This window comes from Janthinobacterium rivuli (genome assembly GCF_029690045.1).
Lineage (GTDB): Bacteria > Pseudomonadota > Gammaproteobacteria > Burkholderiales > Burkholderiaceae_D > Janthinobacterium > Janthinobacterium rivuli.
Map to the genome: position 1 here is coordinate 5308469 of NZ_CP121464.1, position 14934 is coordinate 5323402.

Annotated in this window: 10 protein-coding genes; 7 read left to right on the forward strand and 3 right to left on the reverse strand. The window is 60.4% G+C overall.

Features of this window, described 5'->3' with window-relative positions; genetic code table 11:
* Nucleotides 1–5: 5 nt before the first annotated feature.
* Nucleotides 6–1253, reverse strand: coding sequence for an alpha-hydroxyketone-type quorum-sensing autoinducer synthase (gene cqsA, locus P9875_RS24090; RefSeq protein WP_099377975.1), 1248 nt, complete (start codon nucleotides 1251–1253; stop codon nucleotides 6–8).
* A gap of 152 nt (nucleotides 1254–1405) precedes the next feature.
* Here cqsA and P9875_RS24095 point away from each other — a divergent pair, with 152 nt between their 5' ends.
* On the forward strand, nucleotides 1406–2704 hold the full coding sequence (locus P9875_RS24095; protein ID WP_278316802.1) for a sensor histidine kinase: 1299 nt from the start codon (nucleotides 1406–1408) through the stop codon (nucleotides 2702–2704).
* Between the two features lie 3 nt (nucleotides 2705–2707).
* A complete protein-coding gene (locus tag P9875_RS24100) occupies nucleotides 2708–3715 on the forward strand; it encodes a response regulator (RefSeq protein WP_278316803.1) in 1008 nt (335 codons plus the stop codon).
* On the opposite strand, the gene P9875_RS24105 is transcribed toward P9875_RS24100, so the two are convergent.
* A complete protein-coding gene (locus P9875_RS24105) occupies nucleotides 3712–6243 on the reverse strand; it encodes an ABC transporter permease (RefSeq protein ID WP_278316804.1) in 2532 nt (843 codons plus the stop codon). The genes P9875_RS24100 and P9875_RS24105 overlap by 4 nt on opposite strands.
* Before the next feature lie 23 nt (nucleotides 6244–6266).
* Nucleotides 6267–7298, reverse strand: coding sequence for an adenosine deaminase (locus tag P9875_RS24110; protein WP_278316805.1), 1032 nt, complete (start codon nucleotides 7296–7298; stop codon nucleotides 6267–6269).
* A gap of 554 nt (nucleotides 7299–7852) precedes the next feature.
* On the opposite strand from P9875_RS24110, the gene P9875_RS24115 reads away from it, so the two are divergent.
* The 5 genes from P9875_RS24115 to P9875_RS24135 all read left to right on the forward strand — a co-directional run bounded on the left by P9875_RS24115 (nucleotide 7853) and on the right by P9875_RS24135 (nucleotide 14932).
* On the forward strand, nucleotides 7853–9775 hold the full coding sequence (locus tag P9875_RS24115) for a PrkA family serine protein kinase (protein WP_034754154.1): 1923 nt from the start codon (nucleotides 7853–7855) through the stop codon (nucleotides 9773–9775).
* 72 nt (nucleotides 9776–9847) lie between these two features.
* Nucleotides 9848–11116: a YeaH/YhbH family protein gene (locus P9875_RS24120; protein ID WP_035821458.1), complete on the forward strand. Its 1269-nt coding sequence runs from the start codon at nucleotides 9848–9850 to the stop codon at nucleotides 11114–11116.
* A complete protein-coding gene (locus P9875_RS24125) occupies nucleotides 11116–12717 on the forward strand; it encodes a SpoVR family protein (RefSeq protein WP_099402964.1) in 1602 nt (533 codons plus the stop codon). Before P9875_RS24120 ends, P9875_RS24125 begins: the two co-directional genes overlap by 1 nt.
* 539 nt (nucleotides 12718–13256) lie before the next feature.
* The gene (locus tag P9875_RS24130) at nucleotides 13257–13913 is read left to right on the forward strand and encodes an energy transducer TonB (protein ID WP_035821463.1); all 657 of its coding nucleotides are present in this window, start codon (nucleotides 13257–13259) and stop codon (nucleotides 13911–13913) included.
* An 86-nt stretch (nucleotides 13914–13999) separates the two neighbouring features.
* A complete protein-coding gene (locus P9875_RS24135) occupies nucleotides 14000–14932 on the forward strand; it encodes a MotA/TolQ/ExbB proton channel family protein (RefSeq protein WP_200880281.1) in 933 nt (310 codons plus the stop codon).
* The last annotated feature ends 2 nt before the right edge of the window (nucleotides 14933–14934 follow it).

Sequence of the window (14934 nt, forward strand, 5' to 3'; positions counted from 1 at the left end):
GCCGCTTAGACGAGCGCCAGCTTGCGCAGGCGCCGCGTCGACTGCCACTGTTCCACGCCCGCTTCGGCGCGAATGGCGGCGCAGCCCGCCAGCACCCGGTCGATGGCCGCCTCGTCGAGTCCCGCGTTCAGGGTCAGGCGCACGAGGGCGCGGTTCTTCGCCGTTGCCGGAGCGCAAAACATGGCGCCGAAAATACCTTGCCGTTCCAGCGCCTGGCGCAGGGCCAGGGTGGCCGGTTCGCCGCCCGCCTCCAGCGCCACGATCTGCTCCGTGCCATCGCTGACGTTGTAGCCCAGTTCGCGCAAGCCTTCGCGCACCTGCAGCGTATGGCGCCGCAAGGTGGCGCGCCTCCCATCGGCGGCCATGATGAAATCGAGCGCCGCGCCCAGCCACGCCAGCTCATGCGCCAGCAGGCAGGAACTGAAGATGGCAGGCCGTGATTCGGACAAAAAATAGCCCTTGAAGCGGCTGGAACAGCTGATGAAGCCGGCCCGGCCCGCGAAGGCCTTGGCCAGCGACGCCGTGCGGAAATGCACGCGGTGGCCCAGGCCCCACGCTTCCACCAGGCCCGCGCCCTGCGGACCATGCGTGCCCAGCGAGTGCGACTCGTCAACCACCACCACGCAGTCGCTGCGCTCGGCGATTTCGAGCAATTCCAGCAGCGGCGCCAGACTGCCGTTGGTGCTGTACAGGGCGTCGACGACGATCACGCCGCGGCCATGCTTTTCCACTTGCCGCCGCAGATGGGTCATGTCGTTGTGCAAGAAAGGCACGGCCTGGGCCTGCGCCGACAGCACGCCTTCCCACAGCGAGGCGTGGGCCTGCATGTCGAGATAAACGGGAATGCCGGGGCTGGCGATACACTGGATCAAGCCCACGTTGGCCGCCATGCCGGACTGTGCCAGGATACCGTCCTCGCAGCCCATGAAACGGGCCAGCCGGCTTTCCAGCCGGTGCTGTTCGCTGCCTTCCTGCAAGTACACGGCCGACATCAGCATGCCGCCCGCATGCGCCTGCAAGGATGCCACCTGGGCCGCCACCAGCGCCGGCTCCGCGGCGATGGACAGGTAGTCGTTGCCGGCCAGGAAAATGGCATGGGCCGGTGTCGGTTGCCAGGCGTGGGGATGCTGGCCGCCCAGCAATTTTTCGATGCGCGTGATGTGATGCGCATCCATGCGCCGCACGATGTAGTCTGGCAGGCAGTGTTCGGCACGGGCGAACGATGGGATGGGCAAGCTGGTAGCGATGGTCATGAGTTTTCTCCTAGGGAAATGTTTGCTGCGGATTAAAGCCTTGACCGTCTAGCCGACCCATCCATTGACGTATATCAATGTCCGGCGAGATAACCGTTCAACCAGGAAAATTTACGCGATGATAATGTTCTGAAGAGAATCAAGGCAGAGTCATGACGCAGCAATTGCAAGCACGATGGACATACTGGCGCAGGCGCCTGCTCCATTCGCTGCTGCATGAGCGCATGCCGCATGAAAACCTGGCCGGCAGGGTCGCCATGCTGGCCGCCGTGGGCACGGTGGCGATGCCGCTGTACTATTTGCTGTGGCATTACTTTTTTCCGCAAGCCTATGAAAACCTGACCTTGCGCCTGACGGGCGTGGGCATCTGCGTGGCCGGCCTGTTTGCCCGCCGCTTCTCGGCCCGCTGGCTGTCGCGCTACCTGCTGTTCGCGCTCAGCTACATCCTGCCCTTCTTCTTTACCTTCATGTTTGTGATGAACCATGCTTCGTCCATCTGGAGCGAATCGCTGCTGATCGGCCTGGTCGTGCTGTTTCATTTCGAAACGAAACTGGCTTGCCGCGCCTACCTGATCGGCACCTGCGCCGCCTGCCTCGCCGTCATCCTGCAAGGGGAAGGCGGCTTCCTGCTGCAGCGTGAAGTGCTGCAGCAACTGCCCGTGCACTGGTTCACCATTGCCGCGCTGTCCGTGGTGAAAGTGGGCAGCAAGGTGCTGGAACGGGAACGGCTGGCAGGCCTGGCGGCCGGACTCGGTTCCGTGGCGCACGAGCTGCGCACGCCGCTGACCAGCGTGGAAGCCAATGTGCGGGGCATGCGCCGGCTGCTGCCGCAGCTGGCCGGCCTGGTGGACGACATGCCCCCGCTGCAGGAAGCCCTGACGCGCATCCAGTTCGAAGTGCGCCACATGCAGCACATGATCGATTTGTTCCTGATGAGCGCCAGTGCCGTGAACCGCAACCTCCAGCCCAGCCAGGCACTATCGATGCTGGCCATGGTCAGCTCCGTGCTCAAGCGCTACCCATTTACCGGCAACAGCCAGCGCGGCAGCGTCAAGGTGGACGTGCGCGCCGACTTCCAGTTCGCGGGCCAGGACGAACTGTGCGTGGTGATCCTGCTGAACCTGCTGAGAAACGCGCTGAAAGCCATCCAGCGGGCCGGCAAGGGAAGAGTGCGCATCGTCATCGACGGCGCCCGTCCCGTGCCCAGGCTGCTGTTCATCGACACGGGCTGCGGCATCGCGAAGAACCGCCTGCCGCTGATCTTCGAGCGTTTTTACTCCTATCCCGTACATAACGGCAGCGGCATCGGCCTGGCCCTGTGCCAGCAGATCGTCACGGCCTGGCAGGCGCGCATCCGCTGCGTGTCGCGCGAGCACGCGTATGCGATTTTCATCCTGGAGTTTCCCCAGCCCATGCCGGCCCGCTTCCAATCCTCTTTCCCCGCAAGGTGACGCATGCAACTGCCCGTCTACACCCATCCGACCCTGACCGTCCTGATCGACGACAGCGATTCCTTCCTGAAAAGCCTGGCGTTCCAGCTCGATCCCGGCCTGGCGCGCAAGACCTTCCACGACACCAGCAGCGCCCTGCACTGGTTGCGCCAGAGCACGCAACCGGGCGAAACGCCGCTGCACGTCAATTTCGACACGCAAAACCTGCCGCCCGACCAGTGCAACGTGGCGCTCGACATCGAGCGCATCTGGCGCATCAGCGGCCAGGCACAGCGCTTTGCCGTACCCTCCGTGCTGGTGGTCGATTATTCGATGCCGCAGATGAATGGCCTGGAATTTTGCCAGGCCGTGCGTGACTTGCCGTGCAAGAAGATTTTATTTACGGGCGCGGCCGATGAAAAGGTGGCCGTGACGGCCTTCAACCGGGGCTTGATCGACCGCTACATCAAAAAGAGCGACGACGATGCGCTCGACATCCTGGAACAGGAAATAGTTGCCCTGCAACGCGAATTCTTCCTGCAGCAATCGGACACCGTGCGCGACCTGCTGATGCTGCACGACTACAGTTTCCTGCAAGACGAAGCGCTGGCCGCCGTCGTGCACGAGCTGTGCCGGCGCCATGGTTTTGTCGAATACTATATTTTCCCCAATCCCAGCGGCATCCTGTTCTTCACGCGCGACGGCCAGGCCAGGCTGATGATCATCGAGACGGAACGCAGCCTGCACACGCAGTACGAAATGGCGCGCGACAGCGATGCGCCCGAGTCACTGCTGCTGGCCCTGCTGGAAATGCGCGTGATCCCCTATTTTTCGGACGCCGACAGCGACGGCATGTATGCGGCGCACATCGGCGAAAACTGGTTCCGCTACTGCGCCGCGCCCACCATCTGCCAGGGCCGCGTGACGTATTTCTGGGCCCTGTTCGACGTGCCGGCACACCAGCTGGGTCAACCGGTCATGTCCTATGCGCAATTTTTACGCGCGCAGGCGGACGACAGCGTTCGGGTTTAGCCTTCGCGCAAGGTTTGCAGCGGCGGATGTTTTAAAACATTGCGCAAGCCCAGCCAGCCGCCGGCAATCGCGCACAGGGCGCCGGCCAAGAGGCCGAAGGCCCACACGCCGGGCGCGAAACTCCAGGCGAACTTGAACTGGTATGTCGCCAGGGCCCAGCCCATGGCGGCCGCGCCCGATGCCGCCAGCAAGCCGGCCAGCGCGCCGACAAGTGAAAACTCGATCAGCTGCGCCTGCGCCAGCTGGCGCCGCGTGGCGCCCAGCGCGCGCAGCAGTCCCGCTTCGCGCGTGCGCTCGTCCTGCGAGCCCATCAGCGCCGCATACAGCACCAGCAAGCCCGAGGCCAAAGTGAAGGCGAAGAGGAATTCGACGGCCGTCACCACCTGGTCCAGCACGCCCTGTATCTGTTTCAGCACGCCGCCCACGTCGACCACCGTCAGATTCGGGTAGTCGCGCAACAAGGCATTGCCCAGGTCCGCCTGCGCCGGCGGCAAGTGAAACGCCGTGATCCACGTCTGCGGCGTGTCCGCCATGGCGGCCGGATTGATGATGACAAAGAAATTGACGCGCATCGAGCCCCATTCCAGCTTGCGCAAACTCGTGATCGCCGCTTCGACGGGCTGGCCGGCGATGTCGAAGCGCAGCTTGTCGCCCAGTTTCAGCTTCAAGGTCTTGGCGATGCCCTCTTCCACCGACGCTTCAGCCGGCGCGCCGGGCGCATTGCCGAACCATTTGCCGGCGACCAGCTTGTTTTCTTCCTGCATCGTGGCCATCGTCGACAGATTGAATTCGCGGTCGGCCAGGCCCTTGGCGCGGTCATCCTCGTAGGTGCTTTCCGTGATGGTGTTGCCATTCACGGCCACCAGGCGCCCGCGTATCATCGGATACAGGGGCGCGTTGGCCACGCCGGCCTGGGCCAGGCGCGCGGCGATCGGCTCTTTCTGTTCCGGCAAGATATTGATCATGAAACGGTTCGGCGCATCGGGCGGCGTGGCGTTGCGCCAGGCCACCATCAAGTCGCCGCGCACCACCGTCAGCAGCAACAAGGCCATCAGGCCCAAGGCCAGGGACACCACCTGGATGACGGTGGCGCCCGGCCGGCGCTGCAAGGACGTGACGGCAAAACGCCAGCCCTGGTGATTGAAGGCGCCGCGCAGGGTTTTCAGCGACTTGATGCCCAGCCAGCCGGCCAGGCCGAACAGGGCAAAGCCGCCGAGGAAACCGGCCGCCGTCAGCAGCGCCAGTTTCACGTCGCCCGCCTGCCACAAGAGCAGCACGACGAAGGCGGCGATGCCCAGGCCATACGTGGCCAGCGCCAGCGCCTGCGGCGGCTCCTGTTCGCGGCGGATCACGCGGTTGTGCGGCACATTGCGCAACTGCAAAATCGGCGGCAGGGCAAAGCCCAGCAACAAGAGCATGCCGGTGGCCACGCCTTGCAGGGCGGGCAGCATGGACACGGGCGGCAAGTCGCTTTGCACCAGTTTGCCCAGCAACTCCAGCAGCACCAGGTGGCCGCCGAAGCCGACAGCTACGCCAACGACGCTGCCGGCCAGGCCGACGAGCAGGAATTCGATCACGTACATGGCCGTGACCTGGTTTTGCGTCAAGCCCAGGCAGCGCAGCATGGCGCAAGCGTCCAGGTGGCGCAGCATGAAGCGGCGCGCGGCCATCGCCACGGCGACAGCCGCCAGCATGGCCGACAGCAAGCCGACGAGGGAAAGAAAACGGTCGGCGCGGTCCAGGGTCGATTGCATTTGCGGGCTGCCCGATTCCAGCGACTCGATGCGCACGCCCTTGATGGCCTGCGTCTTGATCTGGCTTTCCAGCCAGGCTTGATATTGCGCAAGCTCGGCCGCCTTGGCCGGCGGCGCCGACAGCAGCAAGCGGTACGATACGCGCGAGCCGTTCTGCACCAGCGCCGTGGCGGCCAGGTCGCTCAGGGGCAGCATCACTCTCGGCGCAAAATTCAGGAAGGAGGCGCCGCGATCAGGTTCGCTGGCGATCAGTTGCGTGACCGTAAATGCCTTGTCGCCCAAGGTGAGTGTGTCGCCCAGCTTGGCGTTCAGGCTGGACAGAATCGCCGCATCGACCCACAGGGTGCCGGGCGCCGGCACCTGGTCCGTCGGCCGTCCTACGGCATCCTGTGCTTCGCTCAGTGTGGTCGTGATTTTCAGCTTGCCCCGCTGCGGATAGCCGGGCGAGACGGCCTTGATGGACGCCAGCTGCGACAGCGACTGCTCGCCTTCGCCCGCCTGCGCCATGCTGGGAAACGTCACCGTGTCGGCCAGGATAAAACCGCGCTTGAGCGCTTCGGCGCGCCAGGCCGCATTGACGGGCTGGTCGGCGCTGATGACCAGGTCGGCCCCCAGCAGCTGGTGCGCGTCGCGGTTCAGGCCCGCGCGCAGGCGGTCGACGAAGAAGCCCACGGCCGACAGGGCCGCCACGGCGACGATCAGCGCGACGAGCAGGAAACGCAGTTGCCCGGCGCGCCAGTCGCGGCCGGTCATTTTCAGGGAGAGGCGGAACATGGGCGGCGGGTCTTCCGGTAGATTTATTGCGCGATGCCGTGGGCGGCGGCGTGCTGCGCGAAATACGCATCGACGGTAGCGAGAAACGCGTCTTTCTGCGCCTGCGGCAGGAAGGCGGCGATGAAACCGTTGCGCGCCAGGCGTTGCGCGTGGGACAGGCCCAGCGGCAAGGCGTCGAAGATGGCGTCGAAATTGTCGTTCATGTAGCCACCGAAATACGCGGGATCGTCCGAGTTCACCGTCACCAGCAGGCCGGCGTCGAGCAATTGCACCAGGTTATGGTCATGCATCTGGTCGAACACGCGCAGCTTGGTGTTCGACAGCGGGCACACGGTCAGCGCGATCTGTTCGCGCGCCAGACGGGCCGTCAGTTCCGTGTCTTCCAGGCAGCGCACGCCATGGTCGATGCGTTCGACTTGCAAGTCGTCGAGCGCCGTGCGGATGTAGGCTGGCGGACCTTCCTCGCCCGCGTGGGCCACCAGGTGCAGGCCCAGCTCGCGGCAACGGGCAAACACGCGCGAAAATTTCTCGGGCGGGTTGCCCACTTCCGACGAGTCGAGGCCGATGCCGATGAATTTGTCGCGGTGCGGCAAGGCGTCTTCCAGCGTCTCGAACGCTTCTTCCTCGCTCAGGTGGCGCAGGAAGCACAGGATCAGGGCCGCGCTGACGGGGCTGTCCTGGCAGGCGCGGTGGATGCCGTTGATCACGTCGGCCATGGCCACGCCGCGCGCCGTGTGGGTTTGCGGGTCGAAGAAGATTTCCGTGTGCAAGACGTTCTCGGCTTCGGCGCGCTGCAGGTAGGCTTGCGTCATGTCGTAGAAATCCTGCTCTTTCAAGAGCACGCTTGCGCCAGCGTAATAAATGTCGAGAAAAGATTGTAAATCCGTAAAAGCATAGGCGCTGCGCAAGTGTTCCACCGATTCATAGCCAAGCGGCACGCCATTGCGCGCTGCCAGTGCGAAAATCAGTTCTGGCTCCAGCGAGCCTTCGATATGGATATGCAGTTCGGCCTTCGGCATGCCGCGGACGATCGCGCGCAATTGGGGGTTCATCATGGGTGTTCCTTATAGGGTGGCGATAAAAATGCTGGCTCGCGCACGCGCACGCGCGGCGCGCAGGGCCATCAGACATGCAGGCATCTTAGCGCAAGATGGCCAGCCTCACCGGCGCCCGGCCGCCGTGGCCGGCATCGGCACGCGCTGGCGAATTGTCGTATGATGGTTTAAAAGGGATACAAAGGTTCATTGAAACCGCTGGAAAATTTGATGATTTATCCAATTAAATCAACAATTTACAAACAAGTATTAAGGATATGCTGACATATCTTTTGACTTCCTGATCCTTTAGAGCAATAATTAATTTCATGGGGTAATGGTAGGTGCAACAAGCGCTATCAACAGTGAAAAAAAGCCGGCTGGCCACGTCAGCACACGGCATCAAGCGCCAGTTTTTTGGTCCGGGCAATCCGGACTCGCAAAGACAGCCGGGCTTGAAACAACAATAAAAATCGGTACGGGGTACAGAAAAAATTCAGACGGCAAGCCCAGGCGAGTGCCAGGCGGGCGGCCATGGTGACTGGCAGTTCAGGTTTACATTAAAGGACATTGACATGACCATTTTTGATAACTATGCAGCACGCTACGAGCGCACCCGCGAAGAGGAAATGTCGCTCACCGAATACCTGGCCCTGTGCAAGAAGGACAAGCTGACGTATGCCAGCGCGCCCGAACGCATGCTGGCCGCCATCGGCGAGCCGCAACTGGTCGACACGCGCAACGACACGCGCTTGTCGCGCATCTTCGCCAACAAGGTGATCAAGATCTATCCCGCCTTCCGCGAGTTCTACGGCACCGAGGAAGTGATCGAGCAAGTCGTCTCGTATTTCCGCCACGCGGCGCAAGGCCTGGAAGAACGCAAACAGATCCTGTACTTGCTGGGGCCTGTCGGCGGCGGCAAATCGTCCATCGCGGAAAAACTCAAGTCGCTGATGGAACACGTGCCCTTCTATTGCCTGAAAGGCTCGCCCGTCAACGAATCGCCGCTGGGCCTGTTCAACGAGGAAGAGGACGGCACCATCCTGGAAGAGGATTACGGCATCCCGCGCCGCTACCTGCGCAACATCCCCAGCCCGTGGGCCGTGAAACGCCTGCATGAATACAATGGCGATATCAACCAGTTCCGCGTCGTCAAGCGCTATCCTTCCGTGCTGAAACAGATCGCCATCTCGAAAACGGAGCCGGGCGACGAGAACAATCAGGATATTTCCTCGCTGGTGGGCAAGGTCGACATCCGCAAGCTGGAAGACTATGCACAGGACGACCCGGACGCCTACAGCTATTCGGGTGGCCTGTGCCTGGCCAACCAGGGCTTGATGGAATTCGTGGAAATGTTCAAGGCGCCCATCAAGGTCTTGCACCCCTTGCTGACGGCCACGCAGGAAGGCAACTACAAGGGCACGGAAGGCTTCGGCGCGATTCCGTTTGACGGCATCATCCTCGCCCACTCGAACGAGTCGGAATGGAAGACGTTCAAGAACAACCGCAACAACGAGGCGTTTCTTGACCGTATCTATATAGTCAAGGTGCCGTATTGCCTGCGCGTATCCGATGAAATCAAGATCTACGACAAGCTGGTGGCCAATTCCTCGCTGGTCAAGGCGCCGTGTGCGCCCGGCACCCTGCGCATGATGGCGCAGTTCGCCATCCTGTCGCGCCTGAAGGATCCGGAAAACTCGAGCATCTTTTCGAAGATGCTCGTCTACGATGGCGAAAATCTCAAGGATACGGACCCGAAAGCCAAGTCCATGCACGAATACGTCGATTACGCGGGCGTGGACGAAGGCATGAACGGCCTGTCGACGCGCTTTGCCTTCAAGATCCTGTCGAAAGTGTTCAACTTTGACAATTCCGAAGTGGCCGCCAATCCCGTGCATCTATTATATGTACTGGAGCAGCAGGTCGAGCGCGAGCAGTTCGCGCCGGAACTCGAGCAGCGCTACTTCTCGTATATCAAGGAGCACCTGGCGCAGCGCTATGTGGAATTCATCGGCAAGGAGATCCAGACGGCTTACCTGGAAAGCTATTCGGAATACGGGCAAAACATTTTCGACCGCTATGTGACGTTTGCCGATTTCTGGATACAGGACCAGGAATACCGCGATCCGGACACGGGCGAAAGTTTTGACCGCGAATCGCTGAACAATGAACTGGAAAAGATCGAGAAACCGGCGGGCATTTCCAATCCGAAGGATTTCCGCAATGAAATCGTCAATTTCGGCTTGCGCGCACGGGCCTCGAACGGCGGCAAGAATCCCGCCTGGACCAGTTATGAAAAGTTCCGCACCGTAATTGAAAAGAAAATGTTCTCGAATACGGAGGAATTGCTGCCCGTGATTTCCTTCAATGCCAAGGCCAGCGCCGACGATGCCAACAAGCACGCCGACTTCGTGGCCCGCATGGTGGAAAAAGGCTATACGGCCAAGCAGGTACGCCTGTTATGCGAATGGTACTTGCGCGTACGCAAGTCATCCTAGCGCGGACAGCGGAGGCGCGCTCCCGCCCGGCAACTGGCGGGGCGCGCAAGACGAGAGGCAAGGAGGCACCCTTTGACATACCTCATCGACAGGCGCTTGCAAAGCAAGAATAAATCCGCCGTCAACCGCGAGCGTTTCCTGCGGCGTTACAAGGGCCAGATCAAGGATGCCGTGGGGCGCGCCATCAAGGGGCGCTCGATCACGGACGTCGAGAATGGCGAGAAGGTCAGCATCCCCGTCAAGGACGTGGGCGAACCGTCGTTCGGCCACGCGCATGGCGGCGTGTGGGAAGTGGTCAATCCCGGCAACAAGGAATACCTGAAAGGCGACCAGATCGCGCGGCCGAAAGGCGGCGGTGGCGGCGGGCGTGGCAAGGCGGGCAATAGCGACGAGACGACGGAGGACGATTTCATCTTTGAATTGTCGCGCGAAGAATTCATGAATTATTTCTTCGAAGACCTCGAATTGCCGCACATGGTGAAAACCCAGCTGACGGCCACCACGGAATTCAAGAACCAGCGCGCCGGCTACAATATGTCGGGCACGCCATCGAACATCCACGTGCTGCGCTCCCTGCGCGGCGCACTGGGGCGGCGCATCGCCGTCGGCGGCGGCGCCCGCAAGCAGCTGGCGCAAGCCGAGGAAGACCTGGCGGCCCTGCTGCACGAAGGCGCGCCCGACAGCGACCCGCTCGTCACGGAACTGCGCCGCCTGATCCACCACCTGCACACGCGCCTGCTGGCCATTCCCTTCATCGACCCGTTCGACTTGCGCTACAGCAACCGCATCAAGGTGCCCAAGCCGATGACGCAGGCCGTCATGTTCTGCATCATGGACGTCTCCGGTTCCATGGACGAATCGCGCAAGGACACGGCCAAGCGCTTCTTCATCCTCTTGTATCTGTTCCTCAAGCGCGCCTACGACAAGATCGAGGTCGTCTTCATCCGCCACCATACGGCGGCGGCCGAAGTGGACGAGCATGAATTCTTCAATTCGCGCGAGTCGGGCGGCACCGTCGTGTCCTCGGCGCTGCACTTGCTCAACACCATCATCGACGAACGCTATGGCGCCGGGCAATGGAACAGCTATGTGGCGCAGGCCTCCGACGGCGACAACTGGGACAACGATTCCGTGCTGTGCCGCCAGTTGCTGATCAACACCATCATGCCCAAGGTGCAGTACTACACCTACGTCGAGATCACGGACGGCCCGCAGCAAAACCTGTGGGAGCAATACGCGGGCGTGCTCGACCATCACGCCCATTTCGCCATGCAAAAGATCGTCACGCCGGCCGATATCTATCCGGTCTTCCGCGAACTGTTCAAGAAACAGGTGAAATGATGAGTGCAGCCTTTGACCGCGCCAGCAACACCCCGGGCGAGCCGTTCGAGCGCCTGCGCCACCCGAACGCCCTGCCCGAGCAGTCGGAGTGGACGTTCGAACTGATCGAGCAAATCCACGAGGAAATCCGCAGAGTGGCGAAACAGTTTGGCCTCGACACCTATCCGAACCAGCTGGAAATCATCACGGCCGAGCAGATGATGGATGCCTACACCTCGGTGGGCATGCCCGTGTCCTACAACCACTGGTCGTTCGGCAAGCACTTTCTATCCACCGAGAAAAGCTACAAGCGGGGCCAGATGGGCCTGGCCTACGAGATCGTCATCAACTCGAACCCGTGCATCGCCTATTTAATGGAGGAAAACAGCCTGACCATGCAATCGCTGGTGATCGCGCATGCGGCTTACGGCCATAACTCCTTCTTCAAGGGCAATTACCTGTTCCGCGCTTGGACGGATGCGGACGCCATCATCGACTATATGGTGTTTGCCAAGAATTACATTGCCGAGTGCGAACAGCGCCATGGCGTCGATGCCGTGGAACTGCTGCTCGACTCGTGCCACGCCATCCAGAACTATGGCGTGGACCGCTACAAGCGCCCGGCGAAACTGTCGATGGCGAAGGAATATGCGCGCCAGAAAGAGCGCGAAGCCTATGTACAGTCGCAGATCAACCAGCTGTGGCGCACCCTGCCCCGGCGCGACGAAGACGAGGAAGAGGACGAGCAGCGCAAGGCCGCGCCCCGCTTTCCGCCCGAACCCGAGGAAAACCTGCTGTACTTCATAGAGAAGTACGCGCCGCTGCTGGAACCGTGGCAGCGCGAGATGGTGCGCATCGTGCGCAAAATTTCCCAGTATTTCTACCCGCAGCGGCAAACCCAGGTCATGAACGAAGGCTGGGCCACCTTCTGGCACTACACGATATTGAACCAGCTGTATGACGAAGGCGTGGTGGGCGACGGCTTCATGATGGAATTTCTGAAAAGCCATACCAACGTCGTCTACCAGCCGCCCATCGACAGCCCCTATTACAGCGGCATCAATCCGTATGCGCTGGGTTTTGCCATGATGAGCGACATTCGCCGCATCTGCGAGCACCCGACGGACGAAGACCGCGCCTGGTTCCCCGACATGGCCGGCAGCGACTGGCGCAAGAGCCTCGACTTTGCCATGCGCAATTTCAAGGATGAAAGCTTCATCGCCCAGTATCTGTCGCCGCGGCTGATCCGCGAATTTCATTTCTTCGCCGTGCTCGACGATGACAAGAATGAAAAGCTGGCCATTTCCGCCATCCACGACGATGCCGGCTACCGCTACGTGCGCCAGCAACTGGCGGAGCAGTACAACCTGGGCAACCGCGAGCCGAACATCCAGGTCTGGTCCGTCAATACGCGCGACGACCGCGCCCTGACCCTGCGCCACACGCAGTTCCAGCGCCGTCCCCTGAACCAGCAGGCGGCCGAGGTGCTCAAGCACGTGGCGCGGCTGTGGGGCTTCGATGTGCACCTCGATACGGTCGACCCGCAAGGGGTTGTCCTGGGCACCTTGAATTGCCGACGGGAAAAACGTAACCGGCGCGATGACCCGGTTGTCCGGCCATGAAATGATTTGTTGATAATAATCAATGGCAAGAATATAAGCGCTTCCTATGCCTGTATAGGAATTCCGTATGGCCTGGCGGCGTCGAAACAGCCGCCGGGAGCGCCTTTTTTGACCTGGATAAAGTCCGTTCCGCACCCGTTTGGTGCGCGCGTGCCGCTAAGTGGTCTGGTTCCGAGCTAAAACATTTCCTAAAAGAAAGATTTTTCTCCAAATTTAGCAGTTTCCATATTGAATATCACGAAATATAATTCCGCCAGATAGGCACATCGGAGAACTTAGCAGCGGTCGCCCAAAACGGCTGTAAAAAACCGATAAGACCGCCTTTTTTTCTGTCCGAAAGCGTGCAAAGATGACATAAGCAAGTACGTTTTCAGGGCGCAAAAGCGCCAAAAATTTAACCGGTTTTAGGCGTTAAAAATCTGTGTAAAATAAAGAATTCGTATGTATAATTCGGCGACGTCCCGGATACGGCTGGAGCTTTGTGTCGTCATTTTGGGGTTCAGTTGCAAGACAAGAGATGGTATTTGGAGAAAGCAGGCATGAATTTTTCGAACGAGAAAAGTCCCAAGAACTACACAGGCATCACTATCGTTGTCCTGCTGCACGTTCTCGCGGCTTACGGGATCGTGACGGGCTTGGGCAAGCGGTTAGTCACCAAAATGATGGAACCGGTTGAAACCAAGATTATCGAGGAAGTCAAACCGCCTCCACCGAAGGATCTTCCACCGCCACCACCGCCGCCAGAAATGAAAGCGCCACCGCCGCCATTCATTCCGCCAGTCGAGGTGAACGTGCAGCAGCCGCCGCCACAGCAGAACGTGATTGCAAATGCGACGACCGTGAAACCAGCCACGAATGTATTGACGCCGCCATCGCCGCCTGCACAGCCTGCGCCAACTCCTGGACCAGCCAAATCGGTGCGTACACCGGCCGTGGTTGACTTCAGTGTCTGCGAAAAACCGGCTTATCCAAAGTCGTCGCAGCGCAACGAGGAAACCGGTGTGGTGACACTGTCGTTCCTGATCGGTGTAGACGGCAAGGTCGCTGATTCGAAGATCGTGAAGTCCAGCGGCTTCAGAGACCTGGACAAAGCCGCGGTGCAAGGTATCAGCCGCTGTACATTTAAGCCGGCAACAGTTGACGGCAAGCCGGAACAAGGCTGGCAGCAAATGCAATACGTTTGGTCGCTGGATTAAAACCCGAGACAGTTATCCCCTGTCTCACACTATGATTTCGTTGTCATTACGTTCAGCGATCTGTTATTTTTAATTTTGGAGGAAGCATGTTTAAGAATACCCGTTTGTCCGCATTTTTTGCCGCGGTTCTGTTGTCCGTTACCGCCACTACCGCTCTGGTAGCAGCTCCGGCATTCGCTGACGCGCCAGCATCGGCTGCCGCTTCGGCTCCTGCGGCAGACGCTGCACCAGCACCAGTTGCTGCAGATGCAGCCGCTCCAGCAGCAGACGCAGCAGCAACTCCAGCCGCTGATGCAGCAGCTCCAGCCAAAACCGAAGAAGTGCACAACCCGTTCGGCCTGCAAGCAGTGTGGGACGGCGGCTTCGTGCCACGCGCCACCCTGATCATCATGGTCATCATGTCGATCGGTACCTGGTACATCATCATCACCAAGCTGATCGATCAAATGAAGATCTTCAAGCAAGCTAAAGAAGCCGCTGCCAAATTCTGGAAAGCTCCTTCGATCGCTGCTGGTTCGGCAACCCTGGAAGAAGGTTCGCCATTCCGCTTCATCGCTGAATCGGGCACCAAGGCAACGGCTCACCATGACGGCGCCCTGCTGGAACAAATCGATCTGTCGACCTGGGTGACGATGTCGATCCAGCGCGCTTCGGACAAAGTTCAATCGCGTCTGCAAGATGGCCTGTCGTTCCTGGCAACCGTTGGTTCGACCGCACCGTTTATCGGTCTGTTCGGTACCGTTTGGGGTATCTACAACGCACTGACCGCTATCGGCATGACCGGTAACGCATCGATCGACAAAGTTGCAGGTCCAGTTGGTGAAGCACTGATCATGACCGCTTTCGGTCTGCTGGTCGCTGTTCCTGCCGTTCTGGGTTACAACTGGTTGGTTCGTCGTAACAAAACCGCAATGGAAGACATCCGCTCGTTCAGCGCCGACGTTCACTCGGTTCTGGTTTCCGGCGTAATGTCCACCAGCGAAGCTGGCCGTGCTGCCGGCGCTAAAAAGATCGGATAAGT

What these genes read in the sequence shown, in the direction of transcription:
- P9875_RS24135 (WP_200880281.1), top strand. Translation starts at nt 14,000, where the DNA reads ATGTTTAAGAATACCCGTTTGTCCGCATTTTTTGCCGCGGTTCTGTTG.
- P9875_RS24130 (WP_035821463.1), top strand. Translation starts at nt 13,257, where the DNA reads ATGAATTTTTCGAACGAGAAAAGTCCCAAGAACTACACAGGCATCACT.
- P9875_RS24115 (WP_034754154.1), top strand. Translation starts at nt 7,853, where the DNA reads ATGACCATTTTTGATAACTATGCAGCACGCTACGAGCGCACCCGCGAA.
- P9875_RS24105 (WP_278316804.1), bottom strand. Translation starts at nt 6,243, where the DNA reads ATGTTCCGCCTCTCCCTGAAAATGACCGGCCGCGACTGGCGCGCCGGG.
- P9875_RS24095 (WP_278316802.1), top strand. Translation starts at nt 1,406, where the DNA reads ATGACGCAGCAATTGCAAGCACGATGGACATACTGGCGCAGGCGCCTG.
- P9875_RS24110 (WP_278316805.1), bottom strand. Translation starts at nt 7,298, where the DNA reads ATGATGAACCCCCAATTGCGCGCGATCGTCCGCGGCATGCCGAAGGCC.
- P9875_RS24100 (WP_278316803.1), top strand. Translation starts at nt 2,708, where the DNA reads ATGCAACTGCCCGTCTACACCCATCCGACCCTGACCGTCCTGATCGAC.
- P9875_RS24125 (WP_099402964.1), top strand. Translation starts at nt 11,116, where the DNA reads ATGAGTGCAGCCTTTGACCGCGCCAGCAACACCCCGGGCGAGCCGTTC.
- cqsA (WP_099377975.1), bottom strand. Translation starts at nt 1,253, where the DNA reads ATGACCATCGCTACCAGCTTGCCCATCCCATCGTTCGCCCGTGCCGAA.